Origin of the sequence: Streptomyces pilosus, from assembly GCF_014649835.1 — a bacterium.
Lineage (GTDB): Bacteria > Actinomycetota > Actinomycetes > Streptomycetales > Streptomycetaceae > Streptomyces > Streptomyces pilosus.
The window spans coordinates 533,355-560,073 of the sequence record NZ_BMTU01000003.1; the positions used below are offsets into that span (position 1 = coordinate 533,355).

Below are 26,719 nucleotides of genomic sequence, written 5' to 3' on the forward strand. Positions count from 1 at the left end.
AGCAGGCGTCCCCGCGCGCGCACCTGCGACAATCGAGTCATGACCACGCTCAAGTCGAAGCTGCACGCCGACCTCAACGCCGCGATCAAGGAGCGTGACGAGCTCCGCTCCTCGACGCTCCGGCTGACGCTCGCCGCGATCACCAAGGAGGAGGTCGCGGGCAAGGAGAAGCGCGAGCTCTCCGACGACGAGGTGCAGAAGGTGATCACCCGCGAGGCGAAGAAGCGCCGCGAGGCGGCGGACGCCTTTGCGCAGGGCGGGCGCCCCGAGCAGGCGGAGCGGGAGAAGGCGGAGGGCGAGGTGCTGGCCGCGTACCTGCCCAAGCAGCTGTCCGACGAGGAGCTGGACGCGATCGTCTCCCAGGCGGTGGAGGAGGCGAAGGCGGCGGGTGCCGAGGGTCCGCGGGCCATGGGTGCCGTGATGAAGATCGTGAACCCGAAGGTCGCTGGGCAGGCGGAGGGTGGCCGGGTGGCGGCCGCGGTGAAGAAGCTGCTGGCCGGCTGAACCGGGCGGCGGAGCGGTTCCGCCGCGCGTACCGGCGCGTACGACGTGGCAGCGCCGCCGCCGTGCACACCGGCGAGGACGACGTGAAAGTCCGACGGCCCCTGGCCCCCTGCGTACGGGGGTCAGGGGCCGTCCGGCGTGTGTGCCGCCTGCCGCGGGGCCGGTCAGTCGCGTCCCCCGGGCCCGTTGCCCGCGCCGCGGAGGAAGCCCTCCGGGATGGAGAAGGTCGGGTCCGGCTCGGTGCCCCCGTTGCCGCCTCCGCCGTTCCCGTTGCCGCCCCCGTCGCCGTTGCCGCCGCCGATCAGGCCGCCGATGAGGCCCCCGTCGCCGTTGTTGCCGTCGTCGCCGCGGTCGCCGTCCTCGTCGCCGCGGTCACGGTCACGGTCGGGGTCCTTGGCCTCCGGGATGTTCACGAGGTTGAAGGACGGGGCCTCCTTGCCCTCCAGGGCGCCGGTCATGGCGTCCTTCCAGATGGGGCCCGGAACCGCGCCACCGAAGACCAGGGGGTGGTACTGGCCGCCGATCCTGATGTCCTTCATCTGGACCTTCTGGCTGGCGCTGCCCACCCACACCGCGCCCGACATGTTCGGCGTGTAGCCGACGAACCAGGCGTTCCTGCGCTCGTCCGTCGTACCCGTCTTGCCGGCGTTGGCGCGGTCGCTGAGCCCGGCCGCCTGACCCGTACCGGAGTCGACCACACCCTGCAGCAGGGTGTTCACGGTGTCCGCGGTGTTCTCGCTCATCGCGCGGGAGCACGTCGACTTCGGCACCTCCAGCGACTCCTGCTCGTCGCCGACCCGCTGGGTGATCGACTCGATGGCGACCGGCGTGCAGTACATGCCCCGGGCGGCGAAGGCGGCGTACGCGCTCGCCATCGTCAGGGGGGAGAGGCCGGTGGAGCCGAGGGTCATCGAGGAGGGCACCTCGGGGATCTTCTTGCCGTTGCCCTGCACCACGCCGAGCTTGTCGGTCATGGTGACCACCGGGCACATGCCGATGTCCTCGATCATCTGCACGAAGTACGTGTTGACCGACAGGGCCATCGCTTCCTTGAGCGGGTACGGCCCCACCTCGGTCTCGTTCTCGTTCTCCAGCTTGTAGTTCGCGTCGTTCACCCAGGGCTTCTCGCACCCGCGCACCGTCTTCGGGTACGGCATCTCGTACGGGGCGGAGTAGGTCTGGGTCGGGGGCCTGCCCTCCTCGATGGCCGCGGCGGCCACGAACGGCTTGAACGTCGAACCCGTCGGGAAGCCGAAGTTGGAGCCGCCCCAGGCCGAGTCGACCGAGAAGTTGATCTCCGTCTCGTTCTTGCCGTAGCCGTACGGCTTGGACTGGCCCATCGCGACGATCTTACCGGTGCCGGGCTCGACCAGGGTGCTCGCGGCGGCGACCGAGTCCGACTGGTAGACGTGGTCCTTGAGCGAGTCCTGCACCGACTCCTGCGCCTGCGGGTCGAGCGTCGTGCGGATGGTCAGGCCGCCCTGGTTCCAGATCTTCGCCCGGTCCTCCCGGGTCTTGCCGAAGACCGGATCGTTGAGGAAGACCTTCTCCACGTACTTGCAGAAGAAGCCCGCGCCCTTGCCGGCCGTGATGCAGCCGTTCTTGGGCTTGCTGACGTCCAGGCCCAGCGGGCTCTTCGCGGCCTTCTCCGCCTCCTCCCGGGAGACGTCGCCGACCTCGGCCATCCGCTGGAGGACGGTGTTGCGCCGCTTGGTCGCCTCCGCCTCGTCGTTGACCGGGTCGTAGCGGCTCGGCGACTGGACCAGGCCGGCGAGGAGGGCGGACTCCTGGAGGTTGAGCTCCTTGGCGGGCTTGGAGAAGTACCGCCGGGCGGCCGCCTCGACGCCGTAGGCCTGCTGACCGAAGAAGGTGATGTTCAGGTAGTTCTCGAGGATCTTCTTCTTGCCCAGCTCCTCCTCGACCTGGATCGCGTACTTCAGTTCGCGGATCTTGCGGCCGATGGTCTGCTGGGTGGCCTGGGCGACCTTCGTCGGGTCGTCGCCCGCCTCCTCGACGAAGACGTTCTTCACGTACTGCTGGGTGAGCGTGGACGCGCCCTCGGAGACCTCACCGCTGCGCGCGTTCTTGTTGAGGGCGCGCAGGACGCCCTTCAGGTCCACCGCGCCGTGCTCGTAGAAGCGCGAGTCCTCGATGGCGACGATCGCCTTCTGGAGGTACGGCGAGATGTCCTTGAGTTCGACCACCGTGCGGTCGCGCGAGTAGACGGTGGCGATCGTGCCGCCGTCGGCGTCGAGGATGGTGGTGCGCTGACTCAGCGGCGGCGTCTTGAGGTTGGCCGGGAGCTCGTCGAAGCTCTCGACCGATCCCTTGGCCGCGAGGCCCAGCGCGCCCACAGCGGGCAGCGCGATGCCGGCCATGACGGCTCCCGCGAGGACACTGACACCGAGGAACTTGGCGGCCTGCTGCGTGGGAGACAGACCACCGCCCGAGCGCTTCTTTGGCATGGGAGCAGCCTACGTTCTCATTCGCCGGACAAGCGTAAATGCCTTGGCCTAAGCTGCACTCAACTGTCACAGCAGTGAGGCCACGTATCAATACGTCCGGCGACCCCGAATCGTTCCGGATCCTCTCGACTTTCTTCATATGAGATGCGTCGGAGGGTGTTGAGTCCGTGTCCGTATCCGCCTCGTGTGTCATGCGGTGCCCGTTGTGGCGCAACGGAACTGACCCGAAACACCCCCTATGTCGCGCATGTCGCCCCCTCACTCCCCCGGGTGATCTGCCGCTTACCCATAGTCCGTTCGGACCATTCAAGATTGGGCCCGCTGGGGGTGTTGCGCTGTGCCCACCTTCCGTAACGTCCTCAACTGGCGGCGGTGAATATGCCGCTGCCGCCGTGGGGGAGCCTCGATTCGGGAGAGGACGGCGCCGGTATGGGCTGGGTTACCGACTGGAGTGCGCAGGCTGCCTGCCGCACTACCGATCCGGATGAACTGTTCGTTCAAGGAGCAGCGCAGAACAGGGCCAAGGCGGTGTGCACCGGATGTCCGGTACGCACCGAATGCCTGGCCGACGCGCTGGACAACCGCGTCGAGTTCGGCGTGTGGGGAGGCATGACGGAGCGTGAGCGTCGCGCGTTGCTGCGCCGGCGGCCGACCGTGACCTCGTGGCGCAGGCTGCTGGAGACCGCGCGCTCGGAGTACGAGCGGGGGACGGGCATCCTGCCCCTCGACGACGACGAGGTCTACGAGAGCTACGCGGCCGTGGGCTGAGGACCTGGGGGTGCTCGGGCCCCCGGTCGCCCCGTTCGGCGCCCCGCCGGGGGCGCGGCAGGGCGCTCCGGGATGCCCAAGGTGTTCCGGGCAGCTCCGGCTCAGGTCGTTTCGGGCAGCTCCGGCCGGTCGGTCGCGAGCCGGTCGCCGATGTCCCGCAGCCCCGTGAGGTCGTGCACGTCGCCGGGCAGCGCGGCCACCTCGGTCACCGCCACCTCGGGGTGGAGCGCGGTGAAGCGGTCGCGCGTGCGCTGCTCGCGCGAGAGGAGCTGCATCCGCTCGGCGTGCAGCCTCAGCAGGCCCGCGGTGAGCCGGTCGACGGCCCCCTCCGGGGTCGCGGCGTCCGGGTCCACGGCGGTCTCCGTGCCGTCCGCTGCGGTCTCCGTGCCGTTCACGGCTGTTTCCGTGGCGTCCGCGGTGGCGGGGGAGCCTTCCCCGGGGACGTCATGGGCCGGTGTCACGGAGGGAGCGGATGCCCCGGATGGCGCGGGCGGTTCTGAACTGCCGTACGTTTCGGGAGAGTTACGAAGTCCAGCTTTCCCGCCCTCCTGATCCACAATGCGGGAGTCCTCAAGATTTTCCGCGGCGGCGAGCGCCCGCTCGGCCGACAGCCGGTCCGCGCCGCTGCCATGGACCCGGTTGAGCACCAGACCGGCCAGCGGCATGTTCTCCGCGGCCAGCCGCTCCACGAAGTACGCGGCCTCGCGCAGCGCGTCCCGCTCCGGGGCCGCCACCACCAGGAACGCCGTCCCGGGCGCCTGGAGCAGCTTGTACGTGGCGTCCGCCCGCGTACGGAACCCGCCGAACATCGAGTCCATCGCGGCCACGAACGTCTGGACGTCCTTCAGCAGCTGGCCGCCCAGCACCTTGCCCAGGGCGCCGGTCATCATCGACATCCCCACGTTCAGGAACTTCATCCCCGCGCGGCCGCCGACCTTCGCCGGGGCCAGCAGCACGCGGATGAGCTTGCCGTCGAGGAAGGACCCGAGGCGCTTGGGCGCGTCCAGGAAGTCCAGCGCGGAACGGGACGGCGGGGTGTCGACCACAATGAGGTCCCACTCGTCCCGCGACCGGAGCTGGCCCAGCTTCTCCATCGCCATGTACTCCTGCGTGCCCGCGAAGCCCGCCGAGAGCGACTGGTAGAAGGGGTTGCCCAGGATCGCGGTGGCCCGCTCGGGGTCCGCGTGCCCCTCGACGATCTCGTCGAAGGTGCGCTTCATGTCGAGCATCATGGCGTGCAGTTCGCCGCCCGCGGTGTCGTCGATGCCCTTCACCCGGCGCGGGGTGTTGTCGAGCGAGTCGATCCCCATGGACTGGGCGAGCCGGCGCGCCGGGTCGATGGTGAGGACCACCACCTTGCGCCCCCGCTCCGCCGCGCGCAGACCCAGCGCCGCCGCGGTGGTCGTCTTGCCGACCCCGCCCGCGCCGCAGCACACCACGATCCGGGTCGCCGGGTCCTCGAGCAGCGGGTCGATGTCGAGCGTGCGGGTGGGGGAGAGGTGGTGACGGGCCGGGTCGTGGGTCGCCGGTTCCGGACGACGGCTCATGACATCCCCTGCTTCCGGTGCTTGCGACGGGTGACGGGGCGGGTGCTGGAACGGGTCGGGCGGTGGAGGCCGCGGGGGCGGGACGGGCGGACGCCGTGGATCATGTGACGTCCTGTTCGCGCAGCTGCCGGGCCAGCGCGTACAGGCCGGCCAGGTCCATGCCCTCCGCGAGCAGTGGAAGTTCGTGCAACGGCACGCCGAGGTCCGCCAGCACGGCGCGCTGCTCCGTCTCCAGCGCGTACCGCTCGGCGTACTCCTCCGCCTGCGCGAGCAACGGCTCCACCAGCCGCTCGGCGTGTCCGCCGCGCCGCGCGCCGCCGAGGCCGGCCGCCGACAGGGCCCGCGCGACAGAGGAACGAGGGACCGACGCCACGAGTTCCAGCGCGGGGGCGTCCAGGACCTGCGGCCGCACCATGTTGACGATCACCCTGCCCACCGGCAGCCGCGCGGCGCGCAGTTCCGCGATGCCGTCCGCGGTCTCCTGGACGGGCATCTCCTCCAGCAGGGTCACCAGGTGCACGGCCGTCTCCGGCGACTTCAGCACCCGCATCACCGCCTGGGCCTGATTGTGTATCGGGCCGATCTTGGCGAGCCCGGCGACCTCGTCGTTGACGTTGAGGAAGCGGGTGATGCGGCCGGTCGGCGGGGCGTCCATCACGACGTAGTCGTAGACGAACCGGCCGTCGCGGTCCTTGCGCCGCACCGCCTCGCACGCCTTGCCGGTCAGCAGGACGTCACGGACGCCGGGGGCGATGGTGGTCGCGAAGTCGATCGCGCCGAGCTTCTTCAGGGCCCGGCCCGCGCTGCCCAGTTTGTAGAACATCTGGAGGTAGTCCAGGAGGGCCTGCTCGGCGTCGATGGCGAGGGCGTACACCTCCCCGCCGCCCGGAGCGACCGCGATCTTCCGCTCCTCGTAGGGCAGCGCCTCCGTTTCGAAGAGTTGTGCGATGCCCTGCCGGCCCTCGACCTCGACGAGGAGCGTCCGCTTCCCCTCCGTGGCGAGGGCCAGCGCGAGGGCGGCGGCCACCGTGGTCTTGCCGGTTCCGCCCTTGCCACTGACGACCTGGAGCCTGCTCACGTCTTCGAGCCTAAAGGCTCTCCGCGCGCCCCGTCGGCTCCGGGTGGCAGTTGCCGGGGGTGGCGCCCCCCGCGAGGGCGGGCCGCGCGGTCCTCGGCGGGGGTGCGGGGCGGGTACGCGGTGGTGGTGCGGGGCGGTTCGGCGGTGTGGTGGGGGACGGGCGCGCGGTGGTGGCACGTGGTGGTGGTGCGGCCGCCGGAAGCCGGGGCGGCAGCGGCTAGAGTCGGCCGCATGACCAAGTGGGAATACGCGACTGTGCCGCTGCTCGTCCACGCAACGAAGCAGATTCTGGACACCTGGGGCGAGGACGGCTGGGAGCTCGTCCAGGTCGTGCCCGGGCCGAACAACCCCGAGCAGCTGGTGGCCTACCTGAAGCGCGAGAAGCAGGCATGAGCGCCGTCGAGGCGAGACTGGCCGAGCTGGGCCTGAGCCTGCCGGAGGTCGTGCCTCCGCTCGCCGCGTACCAGCCGGCCGTGCGGTCGGGGCCGTACGTCTTCACCGCCGGGCAGCTGCCCATGGTGGACGGCAAGCTCCCGACGACCGGCAAGGTCGGCGCGGAGGTCACCCCGGAGGAGGCGAAGGACCTGGCGCGCACCTGCGCGCTGAACGCCCTCGCCGCGGTCAAGTCCGTCGCCGGGGACCTGGACCGGGTGGCGCGCGTGGTGAAGGTCGTGGGCTTCGTGGCCTCCGCGGCGGACTTCACCGGCCAGCCGGCCGTCCTCAACGGCGCGAGCGAGCTGCTGGGCGAGGTCCTCGGCGACAAGGGCGTCCACGCCCGCAGCGCCGTGGGCGTCGCGGTGCTGCCGCTGGACGCGCCGGTCGAGGTCGAGATCCAGGTGGAGCTGACGGACGCGTAGTCCCCGACGAGCGGTGGGGGCGGCGGTCGCGGGAACGCGGGCGCCGCCGCGCCGCGGATGCGGTCCGGCTCGGACCTCTCTCCGCGCGCTGATGCGTCCGGGTGAACGGGCCGCCGGCGGCCGGGGCCGAACGGCGCCCCGGGCATGGGACCGCGGCGCACGGGGTGGGGCCGTCGCGCGCCGGCCGGCGGTGCGGGGCCCCGGACCTTCCTGGTGCGTACGGGCCCTCCCCGCCCACCCCCGGGGGCACTCGAACATCCGGGCGTCACGGGATAGCCTCCGGCCATGGCGAATGCGCAGGCTGATGGGCAGTGGTACCCGCCGGAGTGGCCGGAGCGGATCCGGGCGCTCACCGACGGCGCCCTCACGCCGGTCACGCCGAAGCGCGCGGCCACCGTCATGCTCCTCAAGGACACCGGCGACGGCCCCGTCGTGCACATGCTGCGGCGCCGTACGTCCATGGCCTTCGCGGGCGGCGCGTACGCCTACCCCGGCGGCGGCGTGGACCCCCGCGACGACGACCAACGCGTCCGCTGGGCGGGCCCCGCGCGCGCGTGGTGGGCCGACCGGCTCGGGGTGGACGAGGCGGGCGCCCAGGCGATCGTCTGCGCCGCCGTACGGGAGACGTACGAGGAGGCCGGGGTGCTGCTCGCCGGACCCGCCCCCGACTCGGTCGTCGGTGACACGACCGGCGAGGACTGGGAGGCGGACCGGGCCGCGCTCGTCGCGCGGGAGACGTCCTTCGCGGAGTTCCTCGACCGCCGCGGACTGGTTTTGCGCTCCGACCTGCTGGGCGCCTGGACGCGCTGGATCACCCCCGAGTTCGAGGCCCGCCGCTACGACACCTGGTTCTTCGCCGCCAAGCTCCCCGAGGGTCAGCGCACCCGCAACGCCTCCACCGAGGCCGACCGTACCGTGTGGATCACCCCGCGCGCCGCGGCCGCCGGCTACGACCGGGGCGAGCTGCTGATGATGCCCCCCACCATCGCCACTCTGCGCCAGCTCGCGGCGTACGACACGGCCGCGGAGGCGCTCGACGCGGCTCCCGGGCGGGACCTCACGCCGGTGCGCGCCACCGCGCGCCTGGTGGAGGGCGAGATCGTGCTCACCTGGCCGGGGCACGACGAGTTCACCCGACACATCCCGACCGGGGGAGCCCCCGCATGACGGACGCGCACACGCTGCCGGGACAACCGCGGGGAGGTGTCCTCTCCGGCCCCGCCACCGCGCGTGCCGTCAACGTGCTCGCGCCCAACCCGTCGGCGATGACCCTCGACGGCACCAACACCTGGATCCTGTCCGAACCGGACTCCGACCTGGCAGTCGTGATCGACCCGGGCCCCCTCGACGACGGGCACCTGCGGCACGTCGTCGGCACGGCCGAGCGGGCCGGCAAGCGGATCGCGCTCACCCTGCTGACCCACGGTCATCCCGACCACGCCGAGGGCGCCGGCCGTTTCGCCGAGCTGACCGGCACGAAGGTGCGGGCCCTGGACCCGGCGCTGCGGCTCGGTGACGAAGGGCTGGCCGCCGGGAACGTCATCTCCGTCGGCGGCCTCGAACTGCGGGTCGTCCCCACCCCCGGCCACACCGCCGACTCGCTGTCCTTCCACCTTCCGGCGGACCGGGCGGTGCTCACCGGCGACACCGTCCTGGGCCGCGGCACCACCGTCGTCGCCCACCCCGACGGACGGCTCGGGGACTACCTGGACACGCTGCGGCGGCTCAGGTCGCTCACGGTCGACGACGGCGTCCACACGGTCCTGCCCGGCCACGGGCCCGTCCTGGAGGACGCCCAGGGGGCCGTGGAGTACTACCTCGCCCACCGCGCGCACCGGCTCGCCCAGGTCGAGACGGCCGTCGAGAACGGACACCGCACCCCCTCCGAGGTCGTCGCCCACGTCTACGCCGACGTCGACCGCGCGCTGTGGCCCGCCGCGGAACTGTCGGTACGCGCGCAGCTCGAGTACCTCCGGGAGCACGGCCTCATCTGACCGCCGGGCGGTGCGGAAACGAGGCGGAGGCCCGCTCCCTGCGGGGAGCGGGCCTCCGCCGTACGGCAGTGCGGACGGTCAGCGGGAGCGCTTCGCGAGGCGCTCGACGTCCAGCAGGATCACCGCGCGGGCCTCCAGACGCAGCCAGCCGCGCTGGGCGAAGTCCGCCAGGGCCTTGTTGACCGTCTCGCGGGACGCGCCGACCAGCTGGGCCAGCTCCTCCTGCGTGAGGTCGTGCACCACGTGGATGCCCTCCTCGGACTGCACGCCGAAGCGGCGGGACAGGTCCAGCAGGGCGCGGGCGACACGGCCGGGGACGTCCGAGAAGACCAGGTCCGACATGGCGTCGTTGGTCTTGCGCAGCCGGCGCGCGACGGCGCGCAGCAGCGCGGTGGCGACCTCGGGGCGGGCGCTCAGCCAGGGCGTGAGGTCGCCGTGGCCCAGCGCGAGCAGCTTGACCTCGGTCAGCGCCGTGGCGGTCGCGGTGCGCGGACCCGGGTCGAACAGGGACAGCTCACCGATCAGCTCGCCCGGGCCGACCACGGCGAGCATGTTCTCGCGGCCGTCGGGGGAGGTGCGGTGCAGCTTGACCTTGCCCTCGGTCACCACGTACAGGCGGTCCCCGGGATCGCCCTCGTGGAACAGGGAGTCGCCCCGTGCCAGGGTCACCTCGCTCATGGAAGCGCGAAGCTCCGCGGCCTGCTCGTCATCGAGCGCCGCGAAGAGCGGGTTCCGCCGCAGAACGTCGTCCACGAGTTCTCTCCTTGTCGACCTGCTCAGGGGATCTTCTTCCCCACGTACCAGGGGACCGTGGTGCCCATTTTGCCGGACGGTCCAAACAGTGTGATCTGTCACAAGGATGCCGTACAGGCCGGTCGGGGTATGCGGCAGGGGTCCAATTGGGCGCCGGACCGCAGGGACCGGGGCGGATGTCCGTGCCGGGTCGTAGGCTGGCCGGGTGTCCAAATCGCCGGTGAGAGCACAGGCCGAGGAGGCTGCGCGAGTGGGTGTACGTCGCGATTCCGCTGTGGGCGAACAGGGCTCCGATGGCGGTAGGGAATCGGCGAAAGCGGCAAAGGGGTCGCCGTCGAAGCAGCCGGGGAAGAGGGCCGCGGCCGGGAAGGACGCGCCCGCGAAGACGGCCGCCCCGTCGGGGCGGGGATCGGCGTCCGGGAAGAGGACCGCCTCGCCGGCGAGGAAGACCGCCCCCGCCGCCAAGAAGGCCGCCTCTGCGAAGAAGGCTGCCGCCTCCGGCAAGAAGGCCACCCCTGCGAAGAAGTCTGCCGCCTCCGGCAAGAAGGCCGCCCCCACGGCCGAGTCCAGCACCCCAGCCAAGAAGGTCGCCCCCATCAAGAAGGCCCCGCCCCCCAGGAAGCAGCTCGTCGCGCCCAAGAAGGCGACCGCGGCCGTGAAGGCAGCCCCGGCCGAGACCGTGGTCGAGCCGGCCGGGGACGAGTCGCGCACCGCGCTGGTCCGGCGGGCGCGCCGGATCAACCGTGAGCTCGCCGAGGTGTACCCGTACGCCCACCCGGAGCTGGACTTCGAGAACCCCTTCCAACTCGTCGTCGCCACGGTGCTGTCGGCCCAGACCACCGACCTGCGGGTCAACCAGACGACCCCCGCCCTCTTCGCGAAGTACCCCACCCCCGAGGACCTGGCCGCGGCCAACCCGGAGGAGGTGGAGGAGATCCTCCGCCCGACCGGCTTCTTCCGCGCCAAGACCAAGTCGGTCATCGGACTCTCCAAGGCCCTCACGGAGGACTTCGGCGGCGAGGTGCCCGGGCGGCTGGAGGACCTCGTGAAGCTGCCCGGTGTGGGCCGCAAGACCGCCTTCGTCGTACTGGGCAACGCCTTCGGGCGCCCCGGCATCACCGTGGACACCCACTTCCAGCGCCTGGTGCGCCGGTGGCGGTGGACCGGGGAGACCGACCCCGACAAGATCGAGGCGGCCGTCGGGGCGCTCTTCCCCAAGAGCGACTGGACGGACCTGTCCCACCACGTCATCTGGCACGGCCGCCGCATCTGCCACGCCCGCAAGCCCGCCTGCGGCGCCTGCCCCATCGCGGCGCTCTGCCCGGCGTATGGGGAGGGCGAGACGGACCCGGAGAAGGCCGAGAAGCTGCTGAAGTACGAGAAGGGCGGTCTTCCCGGCCAGCGTCTGAACCCCCCGCAGGCCTACCTCGACGCCGGCGGCAGGCCCGCCCCGCCGCTGGGGGCCGGATGACGGAGCGGCACACCGGGCGGCGGCCCGCGGAACGATCCCGGGGCGGCCGGGCGTTGGACCCGTCGGACGCGGCGGGAGGAGGGGGGTGGCGATGACGCGGACGAGCGGTACCCAGGGCGGCCCGGTGACGCTCAGCCAGGAGGGGCTGCCCGACTGGCTCCAGCCGGTGGCCCGCGCGGCGGAGACGGTCGCGCCCCGGCAGCTGAGCCGCTTCCTGCCCCCGGAGGACGGCGCGGGACGGCAGTCGGCCGTCCTCGTCCTCTTCGGCGACGGCGCGCGCGGCCCGGAGCTGCTCCTCATGGAGCGGGCGACCTCGCTGCGCTCGCACGCGGGACAGCCCTCCTTCCCCGGAGGGGCCCTCGACCCGGAGGACGGGGACCCGCAGGGCGACGGACCGCTGCGGGCCGCCCTGCGCGAGGCCGAGGAGGAGACCGGGCTCGATCCGTCCGGCGTGCAGCTCTTCGGTGTGCTGCCGAAGCTCTACATCCCGGTCAGCGGCTTCGTCGTCACCCCCGTCCTCGGCTGGTGGCGGGTCCCCAGCCCGGTGGACGTGGTCGACCCGAACGAGACCGCGCGGGTGTTCACCGTCCCCGTGGCGGATCTCACCCACCCGGACAACCGTGCGACCACGGTCCACCCCAGCGGCTTCCAGGGTCCGGCATTCCTGGTCGAATCGGCCCTCGTGTGGGGGTTCACCGCGGGTGTCATCGACCGGTTGCTGCACTTCGCCGGGTGGGAGCGCCCCTGGGATCGGGGCAAGCGGGTCCCCCTGGACTGGGGGTCATGACAGGGTGGGCGCCGTGCTGGGTACGACGAGGCGGGGCGTGAAGCGGTGAACGTGCTGGACATCCTGTTGCTGCTCGCCGCCGTGTGGTTCGCGGTCGTCGGCTACCGGCAGGGCTTCGTCGTCGGCATTCTGTCGGTGATCGGCTTCCTGGGCGGCGGACTCGCCGCCGTGTACGTCCTGCCCGTGATCTGGGACGCGCTGACCGACGACGCCGAGGTCGGCACGACCGCCGCCGTCGTCGCGGTCGTCGTCGTCATCGTCTGCGCCTCCGTCGGCCAGGCCCTGACCACCCACCTGGGCAACAAGCTGCGGCGGTACATCTCCTGGTCCCCGGCCCGCGCGCTGGACGCGACCGGCGGGGCGCTGGTCAACGTCGTCGCGATGCTGCTGGTCGCCTGGCTCGTCGGCTCGGCCCTCGCCGGTACGACACTGACCACCCTGGGCAAGGAGGTCCGCGGATCCACGGTGCTGCTGGGCGTCTCCCGGGTGCTGCCCGACCGGGCCGACACCTGGTTCGCCGACTTCTCCTCCGTCCTCGCGCAGAACGGGTTCCCGCAGGTCTTCAGCCCGTTCGCCAACGAGCCGATCAACGACGTACGGCCGCCGGACCCGGCCCTGGTGAACAGTCCGGTGGCGACGCGCGCGCAGCGCTCCATCGTCAAGGTCACGGGCACCGCGGAGAGTTGCGGGAAGGTCCTGGAGGGCACCGGGTTCGTCTTCGCCGCCCGCCGGGTGATGACCAACGCCCACGTCGTGGGCGGCGTCGACGAGCCGACCGTGCAGATAGGCGGCGAGGGCAGGAAGTACGACGCGAAGGTCGTCCTCTACGACTGGGAGCGCGACATCGCCGTCCTCGACGTCCCCGACATGAAGGCCCCGGCGCTGAAGTTCGCCTCCGGGGACGCGAGCAGCGGTGACGGCGCCATCGTCGCCGGCTTCCCCGAGAACGGCGCGTACGACGTCCGGGCCGCGCGGGTACGCGGCCGCATCACCGCCAACGGCGCGGACATCTACCACCGCGGGACGGTCCGGCGGGACGTGTACTCGCTGTTCGCGAACGTCCGTCAGGGCAACTCCGGCGGCCCGCTGCTGAGCACCGACGGCACCGTCTACGGCGTGGTCTTCGCCAAGTCGCGGGACAACGCCGAGACGGGGTACGCCCTCACCGTGGACGAGATCCAGCAGAACATCAGCGAGGGGCGTACCGCGAACCGTGAAGTGGACAGCGACAAGTGCGCGCTGTGAGGTGAGGGAGCGTCAGCCGCGGGGATGACGCAGACGTACGGAGACCCAGCGGGCTCGGCGACGGAGGATGCGCGGAATTCCCACCCTGAGGTCCGTTGCCGCCATCGGTGGTGCACCGCCTTGCTGGTGGGAGCTCACACCGCCCGCCTGACGGCGAGTGCGGGTTGCGTCACTGTAATCGTGCGTCCAGCCCATACCCCGACGTTTGCCCCCACCCCATGGTCGATAACCGCTTCGCGGGGGGCCAATTGGCCTATGCGGCAGGCAATTGGCGTTCGTCGGACAAGCGTTCAGGGTGCGGGGGGCGGAAGCGGTACCGAGTGCGTCCGTCCGGTCACCGGTCGGGTTCGGGATCCTTCAGCCAGTTGATCAGCTCCGTGGAGAAGGCGACCGGGTCCTCTTCGTGCGGGAAGTGCCCCAGCCCGTCGAACAGCCGCCAGCGGTAGGGCGCTTCGACGTACTGACCGGAACCCGCCGCGACGCGGGTGCGCACCACCGGATCCAGGGAGCCGTGCAGGTGCAGCGTCGGCACCCGCACCGGGCGCTTCATCCTGCGGTTGAACTGGAAGCCGTCCGGGCGGGCCAGGGAACGCACCATCCAGCGGTACGGCTCGATCGAGCAGTGCGCCGTGGAGGGGACGCACATGGCCCGCCGGTAGTTCTCCAGTGCCTCCTCGTCCGGCAGACGGGGCCCGGACCAGTCCTGGATCAGCTTCGCCACCAGCGCCCCGTCGTCCGCGGTGAGCTGCCGCTCCGGGATCCAGGGCCGCTGGAAGCCCCAGATGTGCGACATGGCCGCCGACTGCCTGGCGTCGGACAGCATCGCCGACCGCCACTGCCGCGGGTGCGGCATGGAGGCGACCGCGAGCCGCCGCACGAGCTTGGGGCGCATCGCCGCCGCCGTCCACGCCAGGTAGCCGCCCAGGTCGTGGCCGACCAGCGCGGCGTCCGGCTCGCCGAGGGAGCGCACCACCCCGGTGATGTCGAGCGCGAGGTTGGCCGGGTCGTAGCCGCGCGGTGTGCGGTCGCTGCCGCCCACCCCTCGCAGGTCCATGGCGACGGCCCGGAACCCTGCGTCGGCGAGCGCCGTGAGCTGGTGCCGCCAGGTCCACCAGAACTGGGGGAAACCGTGCAGCAGCAGCACCAGGGGTCCGTCGCCCAGCTCCGCGATGTGGAAGCGGGCACCGTTGGCCGCGACATCCCGGTGGATGAGCCCGGGGCTGCCGGGGATGTCGAGGCGTACGGCCGAAGCGGGTTGCGCCGAAGGGGATTGCCCCGAAGGGACGAAGGAGCCCGTCATGAGGACGAGCGTGCCACAGCCTCGATGGCGTGGGGGACCCGGTCCTCGGGCAGGGCGGGGCGCGGGTGCGGCTTGGCGTTCTGCAGCACGCCCGCCGTCTCCTTCACCGAGGCGGCGACCTTCTGCGGACCCCGGCCCTTCTTGGCCTTCTTGGCGAAGGTGACGCCGATCAGCGCGAGGACCCCGGCGATCAGCACGTTCGCCGCGAAGGACAGCAGGAAGCAGAGCGCGAGGTTCCAGTCGCTCCAGGTGTGGATGCCGTAGGCGAGGGCGAAGTTCAGCATCGGCAGGGAGAACAGCAGCAGCACCCCGGCCGCCGTGAACGCCCCGCCGCTGGTCGCGCCCCGTTTGACGTCCTGCCTGAGCTGCGCCTTGGCCAGCGCGATCTCGTCGTGCACCAGCGCCGACATGTCAGCCGTCGCCGAGGCGAACAGCTGGCCGATGCTGCGTTCGGCGCCGACCGGGCTGCCGTCGGGTGCGCTCATCGCGGTCTCCCTCTCCTGCGTACGTCCTGCGTACGTTCCTCGTGGCTGCGCGTACGGTCCAGTTCTTTTGTACCGTCTCGTCAGATCATGCCGGACCGTGCTGCCGATCGCCTGCCCCGCCCGCCACTTCGGCAACCGCGTCCCGCTCGGCGGCCTTCTCCCGGGCGAGCCGCCGGTGCTCGGCGGCCTTGCGCTCGTGGATCTCCGCCATGCGCAGGTGGTACGCCGGGTCGTCCTGCTCGTAGACGTCCGGGACGCCGTCGGAGTCCTCGTCGCGCTCCTCCTCGTCGGTCAGCCTGCGGTACTTGGCGTTGCGGATCTTCAACAGCACGGTCGCGAGGACGGCGGCGACCAGCGAGCCGGTCAGCACCGCGGCCTTGACGCTGTCCGTCATCGAGGCGTCGTCCGTGAAGGCGAGTTCACCGATGAGCAGCGAGACGGTGAAACCGATGCCGGCGAGCGACGCCACCGCGAACACGTCGGGCCAGGCGAGGTCGTCACTGAGCGACGCCCTGGTGAAACGTGCCGTCAGCCAGGTGCCGCCGAAGATGCCGAACGTCTTGCCGACGACGAGCCCGAGGACCACGCCGAGCGTCTCGGGCTGGGTGAACACCTCGGCCAGCGCACCGCCGGACACCCCCACGCCCGCGCTGAACAGGGCGAACAGCGGGACCGCGAGGCCCGCGGAGATCGGCCGGACGAGGTGCTCGATGTGTTCACCGGGGGAGTGCTCCTCGCCCTCCTCGCGGTGGCAGCGGAGCATCAGGCCCATGGCGACACCGGCGACCGTGGCGTGGATGCCGCTGTTGTACGTCAGCCCCCACACGACCAGTGCGAGCGGCACGTACACGTACCAGCCGCGCACACCCTTCCGCAGCAGCAGCCAGAAGACGACCAGGCCGGCGACCGCGCCGCCGAGCGCGGCGAAGTTCAGTTCGGCGGTGAAGAACACCGCGATGATCAGGATCGCGAACAGGTCGTCGACGACGGCGAGGGTGAGCAGGAAGGCGCGCAGGGCGCTGGGCAGGGAGGTGCCGATGACGGCGAGCACGGCCAGCGCGAAGGCGATGTCGGTGGCGGTGGGCACGGCCCAGCCGGCGAGGGAGCCGCCGCCGGTACCGCTGACGACCACGTAGACCAGTGCCGGTGCCGCCATGCCGCACAGGGCGGCGACGACGGGGAGCGCGGCGGCTTTGGGATCACGCAGGTCGCCGGCGACGAGTTCGCGTTTCAGCTCGATGCCGGCGACGAAGAAGAAGATCGCGAGCAGTCCGTCGGCGGCCCAGTGGGCCACGGACAGGTCCAGCCCGAGCGCGCCGGGGCCGAAGTGGAAGTCACTGACCTTCTCGTAGCTGTCGCCCAGCGCGGGTATGTTCGCCCAGGCCAGCGCCACGACGGCGGCGATGAGGAGCAGGACGCCGCCGACCGTCTCGGTGCGCAGCGCGTCCGCGACGTACGACCGCTCGGGCAGGGAGAGACGCCCGAAGGCCTTGCGGGGGGTGGGGGTGCGGGGGGCGGTCACAGGTCGTCCTCACGTGTTCGGGCAGCACTGATCGTGTGCCGACCAGACTTCCCGGCGCCCCATGAGACAACAGCTTTTCGCCCACCCTAACCAACCAGCCCCTGAGCTGCACCAGGGGCCGGGCCCGGCGGGGTGCCCCGGCGCGTCCGCGCGCCGGGGCACCCCGCCGTGGCCGGGGACCGCCCGCTCAGTCCTCGCCGGAGGTCTGCGGCAGCTTGGCCTGGATGAGGTCCATGACCGTGGAGTCCGTCAGGGTGGTGACGTCTCCGAGCTGACGGTTCTCCGCCACGTCCCGCAGCAGACGGCGCATGATCTTGCCGGAGCGGGTCTTCGGCAGCTCGGCCACCGGCAGGATCCGCTTGGGCTTGGCGATCGGGCCGAGCGTGGCGCCCACGTGGTTGCGGAGCTCGGCGACGAGGTCCTCGGTCTCCGCCGCCGTGCCGCGCAGGATCACGAAGGCGACGATCGCCTGGCCGGTCGTCTCGTCCGCCGCGCCGACCACGGCCGCCTCGGCGACCGACGGGTGGCTGACCAGCGCGGACTCGACCTCCGTGGTGGAGATGTTGTGCCCGGACACCAGCATCACGTCGTCGACCCGGCCCAGCAGCCAGATGTCGCCGTCGCCGTCCCTCTTCGCGCCGTCGCCGGCGAAGTACTTGCCCTCGAAGCGGGACCAGTACGTGTCGATGAACCGCTGGTCGTCGCCCCAGATGGTGCGCAGCATCGACGGCCACGGCTCGGTGAGGACCAGGTAGCCGCCGCCACCGCTGGGCACCTCGTTCGCCTCGTCGTCGACGACCGTCGCGGAGATGCCGGGCAGCGGGGTCTGGGCGGAGCCCGGCTTGGCGTCGGTCACGCCCGGCAGCGGGGAGATCATGATGCCGCCGGTCTCCGTCTGCCACCAGGTGTCCACCACCGGGGTGCGGTCCGCGCCGATGTTCTTGCGGTACCAGATCCACGCCTCGGGGTTGATCGGCTCACCGACGGAACCCAGTACCCGCAGGCTGCTGAGGTCGAACTTCGCGGGGATGTCGTCGCCCCACTTCATGAACGTCCGGATCGCGGTGGGCGCCGTGTAGAGGATCGTCACGCCGTACTTCTGCACGATCTCCCAGAACCGGCCCTGGTGCGGGGTGTCCGGGGTGCCCTCGTACATGACCTGGGTGGCGCCGTTGGCGAGCGGGCCGTAGACGATGTAGGAGTGGCCGGTGACCCAGCCGACGTCGGCCGTGCACCAGTACACGTCGGTCTCGGGCTTCAGGTCGAACACCGACCAGTGCGTGTACGCCGTCTGGGTCAGGTAGCCGCCGGAGGTGTGCAGGATGCCCTTGGGCTTACCCGTGGTGCCCGAGGTGTAGAGGATGAACAGTGGGTGTTCCGCCCCGAACGCCTCCGGGGTGTGGTCGGCGCTCTGCCGGTCCACCGTCTCGTGCCACCACACGTCGCGGCCCTCGGTCCAGGCGACGTCCTGGCCGGTGCGGCGGACGACGAGGACGTGCTCGACGCTGTCCACGCGTCCGACCGCCTCGTCGACCGCCGGCTTGAGCGCGGAGGGCTTGCCGCGCCGGTAGCCGCCGTCGGCCGTGATGACCACCCGCGCGTCGGCGTCCTTGATGCGGGTGGCGAGCGCGTCCGCCGAGAAGCCGCCGAAGACGACCGAGTGGGCCGCGCCGATGCGGGCGCAGGCCAGCATCGCCACGGCGGTCTCGGGAATCATCGGCATGTAGACGGCGACCCGGTCGCCCTTGCGGACACCCAGCTCCAGCAGGGCGTTGGCGGCCCTGGACACCTCGTCCTTGAGCTCGCCGTAGGTGATGGCGCGGCTGTCGCCGGGCTCGCCCTCGAAGTGGATGGCGACCCGGTCGCCGTGCCCGGCCTCCACATGGCGGTCCACGCAGTTGTAGGCGACGTTGAGCTCGCCGTCCTGGAACCACTTGGCGAACGGCGGGTTCGACCAGTCCAGGGTCTCGGTGGGCTCCGTGGCCCAGGTCAGCCGGCGGGCCTGCTCGGCCCAGAAGCCGAGCCTGTCAGCCTTGGCCTGTTCGTACGCCTCCGCCGTGACGTTGGCGTTCGCGGCCAGGTCGGCGGGGGGCGAGAAGCGACGCTCCTCCTTCAGAAGGTTGGCCAGGCTTTCATTGCTCACGGCATCTGCCTTTCCCAGGGGTGTCCGTTGTGTCCCAGGCCACAGCTCATCAGACCCGGGGGTGCGCTGACAAGGGCCGACGGGAAATTGGTTTAGACCTGTCGGGTCGAGTGGTCGTGCGACGTCCGTCACCCCTTCCCACGAGCCCGGGAGCGAGCCGGTTCAAGGGGTGTAACGCCTCTCACACCCGGACGCGCCGCCTCACATCGCCAGGTCCACGGCCCGCACCCGGTCGAACACCGTTTCCTCGTCCTGCTCCGTGAGGAGGTACGTCTGGGCCTCCCCCACGTGGAAGTACAGCCCGTGCAGTTCCAGCGCCCCGTCCTTCAGAGCCCGGGCCACGCAGTCGTGCGCACGCAGGTGCTCCAGCTGCTGCACCACGTTGGTCAGGCACAGCCGCTCGACCGCGTCGGCCGGCGTCCGCCCGGTCAGGCGCGGCGGGACCGCGCTCCTGGCGCCCAGGCGCTCCAGGCTCGGCTGCCCGTGCCGCAGCCAGCGTCTCAGCGGCGTACCGGCGCCGCCGCCCGGGCCGGAGTCGAGCAGTGCCTGCATGGCACCGCACCCGGAGTGCCCGCACACGGTGATCGACCGCACGGCCAGCACCTCCACGGCGTACTCGATGGCGGCGGCCACCGAGTCGTCGCCGCTCTCCGCGCCCGGCGGGGGCACGAGGTTGCCGACGTTGCGCACCACGAACAGGTCTCCCGGACCGCTGGACGTGATCATCGAGGTGACCACCCGGGAGTCGGCGCAGGTCAGGAACAGCTGGGCGGGCCGCTGTCCCTCACGGGCCAGCCGGGCCAGCTCACCGCGCACCAAGGGGGCGGTGTAGCGCTGGAACGTGCCGATGCCGCGCACCAGTTGGCTGCCGCCGGATCCGGCACCGGCGCCGGCGCCGGCATGGGCACCGTCCCGGTCCGGCTCCGGGGCCCGCGTCGGGTCTGCTCCACCTGCTCCGGCCGCCGCGTCCTTCGCGCCCGTGCCGGTTCTGTGTGCTGCGGTTCTGGAAGCTGCGGTTCCGAGTGCTCCGTCCGCTCCGCTCCCGCCGTCCGCTCCGCTCCCGCCGTCCGTTGCGTCGGCCGGGTCGGGTCGTGGGTCGCCGTCCGGCAGGAGGCCGGGGCGTTCGCACTGGTGATTGCGCCAGGCCGTCCAGGGCCGGCAGCGGCAGTGGGCCTCGGAGGCTCCGTCCGCCCCGGCGTCGACGCCGGGGAGGTGTGCGGAGGCGAGGGCGGAAGGTTCGGCGATCCGGACCCCGGAACGGCGGCCGGTGATCTCGACGGTGCCGCCCTGCGCGGTGTGTGTGCTCTGCCAGTCCTGCAGCGTCTCGTACGCCGCGTGGTCCATGAAGGAGCCGTCCAACGCGACGACGGCGTGGCTGCCTTGGGGGACGAGGTGCAGGGCCCGGCTGAGCCGGGGCACCGCGAGGAAGGTCAACTGCCCTCTGACGTGTACGTGGTGAACTCCTTCCTCCAGTTCGTGGGTGATGCGGGTGCGGGTGAGCCGGTGCAGGGCCACGCCGACGGCCACGGCGATGCCCAGGGCGACGCCCTCCAGGACGCCGAAGGAGACGACGCCGAGGGTGGTCACCGCGTAGACGAGTACTTCACGGTGGCGGGTCACCGTGCGGATGTGGTGCAGGGACACCATCTGGATGCCGACGGCCATCACCAGGGCGGCGAGCGAGGCGAGCGGGATGAACTCCAGGAGCGGAACCATCAGCAGCGCGGCGGCTACTACGAGAACGCCGTGCAGCATCGTGGAGTTCCGGCTCACGGCACCCGCGTGCACGTTCGCGGAACTGCGCACCGCGACCCCGGCCACGGGCAGCCCGCCGAGCGAACCGGAGACGATGTTCGCCGCGCCCTGACCGAGCAGTTCGCGGTCCAGGTCGGACCGCGCGACGCGAGCGCCACCGGGGCGGGCGGACGCCAGCTTGTCCACGGCGACCGCGCCGAGCAGCGACTGCACGCTGCAGACCAGCGTCGTGGTGAGGACGGCGGCGACGAGCCCGAGCACCGGGCCCTCGGGCAGGCCCGCCAGGGCGTGGTTGCGCCAGGAGGGCAGGTCGACCTTGGGGAGGACGAGGCCGGCCGCGGCGGCGATCGCGGTGGCCCCGGCGACCGCGACGAGCGCGGCCGGGATCTTGTGCAGCAGGAGTCCGGCCCGCCCGGGCAGCCGCGGCCAGAGCAGCAGCAGGGTCAGGGTCAGCAGGCTCACGAAGAGGGCCGCGGGGTGCACGTCGGCCAGTTGGGAGGGCAGCGCCCGCAGGTTGTCGGGGACGGAGCTCTGCGGGGTGCCGCCGAGGACGATGTGCAACTGGGCGACGGCGATGGTGACGCCGATTCCGGCGAGCATGCCGTGCACGATCGCGGGACTGACGGCGAGCGCGCCGCGTGCCACCCGCAGGCAGCCGAGTCCGAGCTGGGCGAGGCCGGCGAGGACGGTGATGGCGCAGGTCGTCCGCCAGCCGTACTGCTGGATGAGGTCGGCGGTGACGACGGTGAGTCCGGCGGCGGGGCCACTGACCTGGAGGGGAGAGCCGCCGATCCGCCCGGCGACGAGTCCGCCGACGGCGGCGGCGACCAGTCCGGCCTGGAGGGGTGCGCCGGTGGCGAGGGCGATGCCGAGGGACAGCGGAAGGGCGATGAGGAAGACGGCGACCGCGGCCGACACGTCGGCGCTCGCGATCCGCGGACGCCGGGGGCCGGACGGTGGCGGGCTGTGCGGTGGATGGGTGCGCTCGGTGTGGTTCGCGTCGGCGGTGCGGGCGGGAACGCAGGCTGACATGCCCGTCTCCTTCGGGTCTGCGCGGGCGCGTGACGGGTGGGCCCCACGGGGCGGCCGGCGGTCGCGGCCGAGGGGCATGCCCCGAAACGGCGGGATACGGCGACTACAGGGATTGATCAGTCACTATCAGTAAACGAATCGTAATTCAGAGTAAAGTGCTGGCATAGACTTTCCGGGCAAACGGAGTAGCGAATCACTCCGGCGCGTGAAGCATCCATTTCATCGGCTTGTCGTATTAATTCCTTCTTCGTTCCGTGCGACGTTGGCGGCGCTGTCGGCGAGGACCGGCACTGCACCAAGCAACGCCCTCATCGAGCTCGGCCCGAGAGAAGGAAGAAGGTGGGCGGATGGCCGCCACCCACAGGATCGCCGCGGGCACCGTGATCGCCGCGGTCTGCGTCGCCTCGCTCGCCGGCTGCGGGACCGGCGCCGACAACTCCGGGGAGCAGGCGCGGGACCAGGAGAAGGCCAAGCCGGCGCCGGCCCCGAAGAACGTCGTCCGGCTGATCGGCGACGGCTCCACCGCGTACACGGGGGCGCAGCCCCACCTGCCCCGGCCCGAGCGGATGAAGCCCGGGGAGAAGCCCCCGCAGTTCGTCGTCTTCTCCTGGGACGGCGCGGGTGAGGACAGCCAGAGGCTCTTCTCCCATTTCCGGAAGGTCGCCAAGGAGAACGACGCGACCATGACGTACTTCCTGAGCGGTGTGTACCTGCTCCCGGAGGAGAAGCGCGATCTGTACAGGCCGCCCCAGCACTCCCCGGGCCGCTCCGACATCGGCTTCAACGACCGGCGGGGCATCGCGGACACCGTGGAGCAGCTGCGGCTCGCCTGGCTCGAGGGCAACGAGATCGGCACCCACTTCAACGGGCACTTCTGCGGCAGCGGCGGCGGCGTCGGCGAATGGTCGGTGGCGGAGTGGAAGGACGAGATCGTGCAGGCCAAGAGCTTCGTGAAGACCTGGAAGACCAACACCGGCATGAAGAACGCGGCGCCACTGCCCTTCGACTACGACAAGGAACTCGTCGGCGCCCGCACCCCCTGCCTGGAGGGGCAGGAGAACTTCATGAAGGCCGCCCGTGAACTGGGCTTCCGCTACGACACCAGCGGCGTGAACAACCAGGTGTGGCCGAAGAAGAAGGAAGGGCTGTGGGACCTGTCCATGCAGCTGGTGCCCTTCCCCGGGCATTCCTTCGAGCAGCTCACCATGGATTACAACTTCATGGTCAACCAGTCCGGGACCACCACCCAGGGAGACCCCGCCAAGCACGAGATGTGGGGCGACCAGATGCGCGACGGTCTGCTCCAGGGCTTCGAGCGGGCCTACGAGGGCAACAGGGCGCCGCTGATCATCGGCAACCACTTCCAGTCCTGGAACGGCGGCACCTACATGCGTGCCGTCGAGGAGGTCGTCGAGTCGGTGTGCACCAGGTCCGAGGTGCGCTGTGTCTCCTTCCGGCAGCTGGCGGACTGGCTGGACGCGCAGGATCCCGCCGCCCTGGCGAAGCTGCGCACGCTCGGCGTCGGCGAGGCCCCGAAGAAGGGCTGGAAGTCCTTCCTGGCCGACGGCCCCGCCCCGGCCCCCAAGGGAGCGCCGGGGTCACCGGCGGCCAAGGAATGACGATGGGTGTCAGGCGGAGACCGTGACGCCCTCACCGAGCACGAAGTCGGGGTCGACCTGGGCCGCCAGGTCGACCCCCGTGCGCTCGTTCCCCCAGGACGCTGCGTTCTTCAGGTGGAAGTGGACCATCTGGCGGGTGTAACGCTCCCGGTCGCGCAGCCCGTACGCCGCGTCGGCGGCCGACCGCAGCAGGCGCAGTGCGCTGCGGTTGGGCTCCTCCAGTGTCGCGAACCGGGGTGGCCGGCCCTTCTCCATGGCCCGGACCCAGTCCGAGTGCCCCACCGTCGCCAGCAGGTCGTCCCCGGTCTCGGCGCGGAGGAAGTCGAGGTCGTCCGGGCCCTGCACCTTGTTGCCGACGACCTTGAGGAGGACGCCGAAGTCGCGGGCGTACTCCTTGTACTGGCGGTAGACGGAGACCCCCTTCCGGGTCGGCTCGGCGACGAGGAACGTGATGTCGAAGCGGGTGAACATGCCGGAGGCGAAGGAGTCCGACCCGGCGGTCATGTCGACCACGACGTACTCCTCGGGGCCGTCCACCAGGTGGTTCAGGCACAGCTCCACCGCACCGGTCTTGGAGTGGTAGCAGGCGACCCCCAGGTCGGCGTCGGAGAAGGGGCCGGTGACCATCAGACGGACGGCTCCGCCGTCGAGTCCCACCGGATGCGCGCAGGCGTCGTAGACCGGGTTGTCCTCCTGTACCCGCAGCAGCCTGGAGCCCTCGCCGGGCGGCGTCGTCTTGATCATCGTCTCGGCGGACGCGATGCGGGGGTTGGTGCCGCGCAGGTAGTCCTTGATCAGCGGCAGGTGATCGCCCAGTGAGGGCAGGGCGGCCGCCTCCGCCTCGTCCAGACCCAGCGCGGCTCCGAGATGCTGGTTGATGTCGGCGTCGACCGCGACCACCGGAGCCCCGCAGGCCGCGAGGTGACGGATGAACAGGGAGGACAGGGTCGTCTTTCCGCTGCCGCCCTTCCCCACGAAAGCAATTTTCATGTTCACCAAGCGTAGTACCGGTATCGCTGTGCGTCACAGTCGGGCGTGAAGAAGACCACTCCTTCGTGGGGCGGGCGCCCGGGGTGCGTAGGGTCGTACTCATGAGTACGACAGGCGCGACCGCCGACCCGCTCGCGGCCCTGGCCGCCCTGCCCGGTGTGGCCGACTCCGTGGAGTCCGTGCGCAAGGCCGTGGACCGGGTCTACGGACACCGGGTCATGCGGCGGCGCAGCAACGAGATCACGTCCGAGGCCGCGCTGCGCGGGGCCCGGGGCACGGCGGCGCTGGCGGGTGCGGACTGGGCCCTGGAGGAGGTGCGCCGGCGCAGCGACTTCAGCGGTGACGAGGAGGCGCGCACGATGGGCGCCGCCCTGCGCCTGACCGCGGAGGCCGGCCAGTTGCTGTCCATCTGGCGGCAGTCGCCCCTGAGGGTGCTGGCCCGGCTGCACCTGGTCGCGGCGGCCGACAAGGACGAGCGAATCGGGCGGCCCCGGCACGAGGGCGAGCCGGTCGACGAGCCGCTGATCGGGCTGCCGCTGCCGGACGCGGCGGAGGCGCACGGACGGCTGGAAGGGCTGTCCGAGCTGATCATCGCGGGCGGGTCCGCCCCGGCGCTGGTCACCGCCGCCGTGGTGCACGGGGAGCTCCTCGCGCTGCGCCCGTTCACCTCCCACAACGGTCTGGTCGCCCGTACGGCCGAGCGCATCGTCCTGGTCGGCAGCGGGCTCGACCCCAAGTCGGTCTGCCCCGCCGAGGTCGGCCACGCGGAGCTGGGGCGGGAGGCGTATCTGCGGGCGCTGGAGGGCTATGTCTCCGGCACGCCCGAAGGGCTGGCCGCCTGGATCGCCCACTGCGGGCGGGCGGTGGGTCTCGGGGCGCGCGAATCCACGGCGGTGTGCGAGGCGCTCCAGCGCGGGGCGGCATAACCGGCCGCGGGCGTAAAACAACGCGTGCGCCTGCGGGCGGCGCGCAGGGCCCGCACAGAGATGCGGCGGTACGAATACTCGTACCGCCGCTGGCACGTCCACCGCGTTACCAAGCGTCCTCGATATGTGCCCATCAGGTCGGGGACTTTGCCCGTCACCTGGTGCGGCTGGCCCGTAATCGACGGGTCGACGTCGCGTGGGTGCGCGGTGTTCATGCGCGGTCCGTGGGGCCTAAATGCGTTGTGAAGGTGATCCTCGCGGATGTCCTTGGTCTCGCGGGCCGTTAAGTCCTTTGTACTCCGGGTTCGAAGCAAGGGGAAGTCTTGACCCTGCTTCTTTACTTTTGGGTTCAAATAATCGTCATACGGGCGGCAAGGACGATTTCTTACGACCCGGGCGGTCAGGCCGCCGTCGTGCGGCGCCGGCTGGCGTACCAGACGAGCCCGGCGGTCGCCGCCGCGGCTCCTATGGCGGCCGCCGCGACCAGTGCGGGGCGGGGAGGCACGGAGAAGGCGGGGAAGCGCTGCTTGAGCCGGACCGGCCGGTGGAAGTCGAGGATCGGCCACTCGCGGGTGAGGGCCTCGCGGCGCAGCGCGCGGTCCGGGTTGACCGCGTGCGGGTGTCCCACGGACTCCAGCATCGGCACGTCGGTCACCGAATCGCTGTACGCGTAGCAACGGGCCAGGTCGTAGCCCTCGGACTCGGCCAGTTCCCGGACCGCCTCGGCCTTGGTCGGACCGTACGCGTAGTACTCCACCTCACCGGTGAAGCACCCGTCCTCGCCGACCACCATGCGGGTGGCCACGACCCGGTCCGCGCCGAGGAGCTCGCCGATCGGTTCGACGACCTCGGCACCCGAGGTGGAGACGATCACGACGTCGCGGCCCGCGGCGTGGTGCCGCTCGATGAGGGTGGCTGCCTCGTCGTAGATGATCGGGTCGATCAGGTCGTGCAGCGTCTCGGCCACGATCTCCTTGACCTGCTGCACGTTCCAGCCGCGGCACAGGGCGGACAGGTACTTGCGCATGCGCTCCATCTGGTCGTGGTCCGCGCCGCCGGCGAGGAACACGAACTGGGCGTACGCGGTCCGCAGGACCGCCCTGCGGTTGATCAGACCGCCTTGGTAGAACGACTTGCTGAACGTGAGTGTGCTCGACTTCGCAATGACCGTCTTGTCCAGGTCAAAGAAGGCGGCTGCGCGGGGCAGGGAGTGGTTTTCCACATCCCTGAGCATAGGCGCAGCCCATTCGGCGTAAGGTGGGGCGCGTGGGTTTGCCTGAGAAGGGTCTCGGGTACACCATGGAAGTCACGGATCGTTCGCGACCGTGCTAACCCGGTCCGACTCCTCCCCCCCCGAGTCGGCCGTGGGGACGACCCCCGCTCTCCCCCCCGGCGGGGGTCGTCGCATGTCCGGACGCGTTTTCTTCCCTCTTTCGGCCCTATGGACACCGCAGCGGTGACGTCGCTTCAGCTTCTTG

23 protein-coding genes are annotated in these 26,719 nt (G+C 71.4%); 11 read left to right on the plus strand and 12 right to left on the minus strand.

Annotation, left to right across the window (positions count from 1 at the left end):
* Positions 1–39: 39 nt before the first annotated feature.
* A complete protein-coding gene (locus IE118_RS10645; RefSeq protein ID WP_189557512.1) occupies positions 40–504 on the plus strand; it encodes a GatB/YqeY domain-containing protein in 465 nt (154 codons plus the stop codon).
* Between the two features lie 164 nt (positions 505–668).
* On the opposite strand, the gene IE118_RS10650 is transcribed toward IE118_RS10645, so the two are convergent.
* The gene (locus tag IE118_RS10650; RefSeq protein WP_189557513.1) at positions 669–2,969 is read right to left on the minus strand and encodes a transglycosylase domain-containing protein; all 2,301 of its coding nucleotides are present in this window, start codon (positions 2,967–2,969) and stop codon (positions 669–671) included.
* Positions 2,970–3,398: 429 nt separating this feature from the next.
* Here IE118_RS10650 and wblA point away from each other — a divergent pair, with 429 nt between their 5' ends.
* Positions 3,399–3,737: a transcriptional regulator WblA gene (wblA, locus tag IE118_RS10655; protein WP_189557627.1), complete on the plus strand. Its 339-nt coding sequence runs from the start codon at positions 3,399–3,401 to the stop codon at positions 3,735–3,737.
* Positions 3,738–3,838: 101 nt separating this feature from the next.
* Here the strand turns inward: wblA and bagB are convergent, their stop codons facing one another.
* Together bagB and bagA are read right to left on the minus strand one after the other, a co-directional pair.
* Positions 3,839–5,284, minus strand: coding sequence for an ATPase BagB (gene bagB / locus IE118_RS10660; protein WP_189557514.1), 1,446 nt, complete (start codon positions 5,282–5,284; stop codon positions 3,839–3,841).
* Between the two features lie 100 nt (positions 5,285–5,384).
* The gene (bagA, locus tag IE118_RS10665; protein WP_189557515.1) at positions 5,385–6,362 is read right to left on the minus strand and encodes an ATPase BagA; all 978 of its coding nucleotides are present in this window, start codon (positions 6,360–6,362) and stop codon (positions 5,385–5,387) included.
* A gap of 231 nt (positions 6,363–6,593) precedes the next feature.
* Between bagA and sp36 the strand changes: the two genes are divergently transcribed.
* The 4 genes from sp36 to IE118_RS10685 all read left to right on the plus strand — a co-directional run bounded on the left by sp36 (position 6,594) and on the right by IE118_RS10685 (position 9,213).
* Entirely contained in the window at positions 6,594–6,755 is a 162-nt protein-coding gene (gene sp36, locus IE118_RS10670; protein ID WP_003975360.1) for a Sp36 family protein, read from the plus strand.
* On the plus strand, positions 6,752–7,219 hold the full coding sequence (locus IE118_RS10675) for a RidA family protein (RefSeq protein WP_189557516.1): 468 nt from the start codon (positions 6,752–6,754) through the stop codon (positions 7,217–7,219). Before sp36 ends, IE118_RS10675 begins: the two co-directional genes overlap by 4 nt.
* Before the next feature lie 285 nt (positions 7,220–7,504).
* Positions 7,505–8,386, plus strand: a complete 882-nt coding sequence (locus IE118_RS10680) for an NUDIX hydrolase (protein ID WP_189557517.1) — start codon at positions 7,505–7,507, stop codon at positions 8,384–8,386.
* Positions 8,383–9,213 (plus strand): MBL fold metallo-hydrolase, encoded by an 831-nt coding sequence (locus tag IE118_RS10685; protein WP_189557518.1) that lies wholly within the window; start codon positions 8,383–8,385, stop codon positions 9,211–9,213. The genes IE118_RS10680 and IE118_RS10685 overlap by 4 nt, the downstream gene beginning before the upstream one ends.
* 78 nt (positions 9,214–9,291) lie before the next feature.
* Here IE118_RS10685 and IE118_RS10690 read toward each other — a convergent pair whose 3' ends face one another.
* Positions 9,292–9,966, minus strand: a complete 675-nt coding sequence (locus IE118_RS10690; RefSeq protein ID WP_004928297.1) for a Crp/Fnr family transcriptional regulator — start codon at positions 9,964–9,966, stop codon at positions 9,292–9,294.
* Positions 9,967–10,216: 250 nt separating this feature from the next.
* Between IE118_RS10690 and nth the strand changes: the two genes are divergently transcribed.
* The 3 genes from nth to IE118_RS10705 all read left to right on the plus strand — a co-directional run bounded on the left by nth (position 10,217) and on the right by IE118_RS10705 (position 13,469).
* A complete protein-coding gene (nth, locus tag IE118_RS10695) occupies positions 10,217–11,437 on the plus strand; it encodes an endonuclease III (RefSeq protein ID WP_229846752.1) in 1,221 nt (406 codons plus the stop codon).
* Positions 11,438–11,528: 91 nt separating this feature from the next.
* Positions 11,529–12,224 carry an NUDIX hydrolase gene (locus IE118_RS10700; protein ID WP_189557519.1) on the plus strand — a complete coding sequence of 232 codons (696 nt, stop codon included), beginning with the start codon at positions 11,529–11,531 and terminating at the stop codon, positions 12,222–12,224.
* Between the two features lie 45 nt (positions 12,225–12,269).
* Entirely contained in the window at positions 12,270–13,469 is a 1,200-nt protein-coding gene (locus IE118_RS10705) for a MarP family serine protease (RefSeq protein ID WP_189557520.1), read from the plus strand.
* A 12-nt stretch (positions 13,470–13,481) separates the two neighbouring features.
* Here IE118_RS10705 and IE118_RS34010 read toward each other — a convergent pair whose 3' ends face one another.
* The 6 genes from IE118_RS34010 to IE118_RS10730 form a co-directional block, all read right to left on the minus strand.
* Positions 13,482–13,664 (minus strand): hypothetical protein, encoded by a 183-nt coding sequence (locus IE118_RS34010; RefSeq protein WP_229846753.1) that lies wholly within the window; start codon positions 13,662–13,664, stop codon positions 13,482–13,484.
* 139 nt (positions 13,665–13,803) lie between these two features.
* Positions 13,804–14,769 carry an alpha/beta fold hydrolase gene (locus tag IE118_RS10710; protein ID WP_189557521.1) on the minus strand — a complete coding sequence of 322 codons (966 nt, stop codon included), beginning with the start codon at positions 14,767–14,769 and terminating at the stop codon, positions 13,804–13,806.
* Positions 14,766–15,254 carry a phage holin family protein gene (locus IE118_RS10715; RefSeq protein ID WP_189557522.1) on the minus strand — a complete coding sequence of 163 codons (489 nt, stop codon included), beginning with the start codon at positions 15,252–15,254 and terminating at the stop codon, positions 14,766–14,768. Before IE118_RS10715 ends, IE118_RS10710 begins: the two co-directional genes overlap by 4 nt.
* A gap of 85 nt (positions 15,255–15,339) precedes the next feature.
* Entirely contained in the window at positions 15,340–16,776 is a 1,437-nt protein-coding gene (gene nhaA, locus IE118_RS10720) for a Na+/H+ antiporter NhaA (protein ID WP_189557523.1), read from the minus strand.
* A 187-nt stretch (positions 16,777–16,963) separates the two neighbouring features.
* The gene (acs, locus tag IE118_RS10725) at positions 16,964–18,919 is read right to left on the minus strand and encodes an acetate--CoA ligase (protein ID WP_189557524.1); all 1,956 of its coding nucleotides are present in this window, start codon (positions 18,917–18,919) and stop codon (positions 16,964–16,966) included.
* Positions 18,920–19,120: 201 nt separating this feature from the next.
* Positions 19,121–21,706, minus strand: coding sequence for a bifunctional SulP family inorganic anion transporter/carbonic anhydrase (locus IE118_RS10730; protein WP_189557525.1), 2,586 nt, complete (start codon positions 21,704–21,706; stop codon positions 19,121–19,123).
* 347 nt (positions 21,707–22,053) lie between these two features.
* On the opposite strand from IE118_RS10730, the gene IE118_RS10735 reads away from it, so the two are divergent.
* Positions 22,054–23,325, plus strand: coding sequence for a polysaccharide deacetylase family protein (locus IE118_RS10735; protein ID WP_189557526.1), 1,272 nt, complete (start codon positions 22,054–22,056; stop codon positions 23,323–23,325).
* A gap of 9 nt (positions 23,326–23,334) precedes the next feature.
* On the opposite strand, the gene IE118_RS10740 is transcribed toward IE118_RS10735, so the two are convergent.
* On the minus strand, positions 23,335–24,315 hold the full coding sequence (locus IE118_RS10740) for an ATP-binding protein (RefSeq protein WP_189557527.1): 981 nt from the start codon (positions 24,313–24,315) through the stop codon (positions 23,335–23,337).
* Between the two features lie 101 nt (positions 24,316–24,416).
* Here IE118_RS10740 and IE118_RS10745 point away from each other — a divergent pair, with 101 nt between their 5' ends.
* On the plus strand, positions 24,417–25,241 hold the full coding sequence (locus IE118_RS10745; protein ID WP_189557528.1) for a Fic family protein: 825 nt from the start codon (positions 24,417–24,419) through the stop codon (positions 25,239–25,241).
* Between the two features lie 400 nt (positions 25,242–25,641).
* Here IE118_RS10745 and IE118_RS10750 read toward each other — a convergent pair whose 3' ends face one another.
* Positions 25,642–26,475 carry an HAD family hydrolase gene (locus tag IE118_RS10750; protein WP_189557529.1) on the minus strand — a complete coding sequence of 278 codons (834 nt, stop codon included), beginning with the start codon at positions 26,473–26,475 and terminating at the stop codon, positions 25,642–25,644.
* Positions 26,476–26,719: the final 244 nt, after the last annotated feature.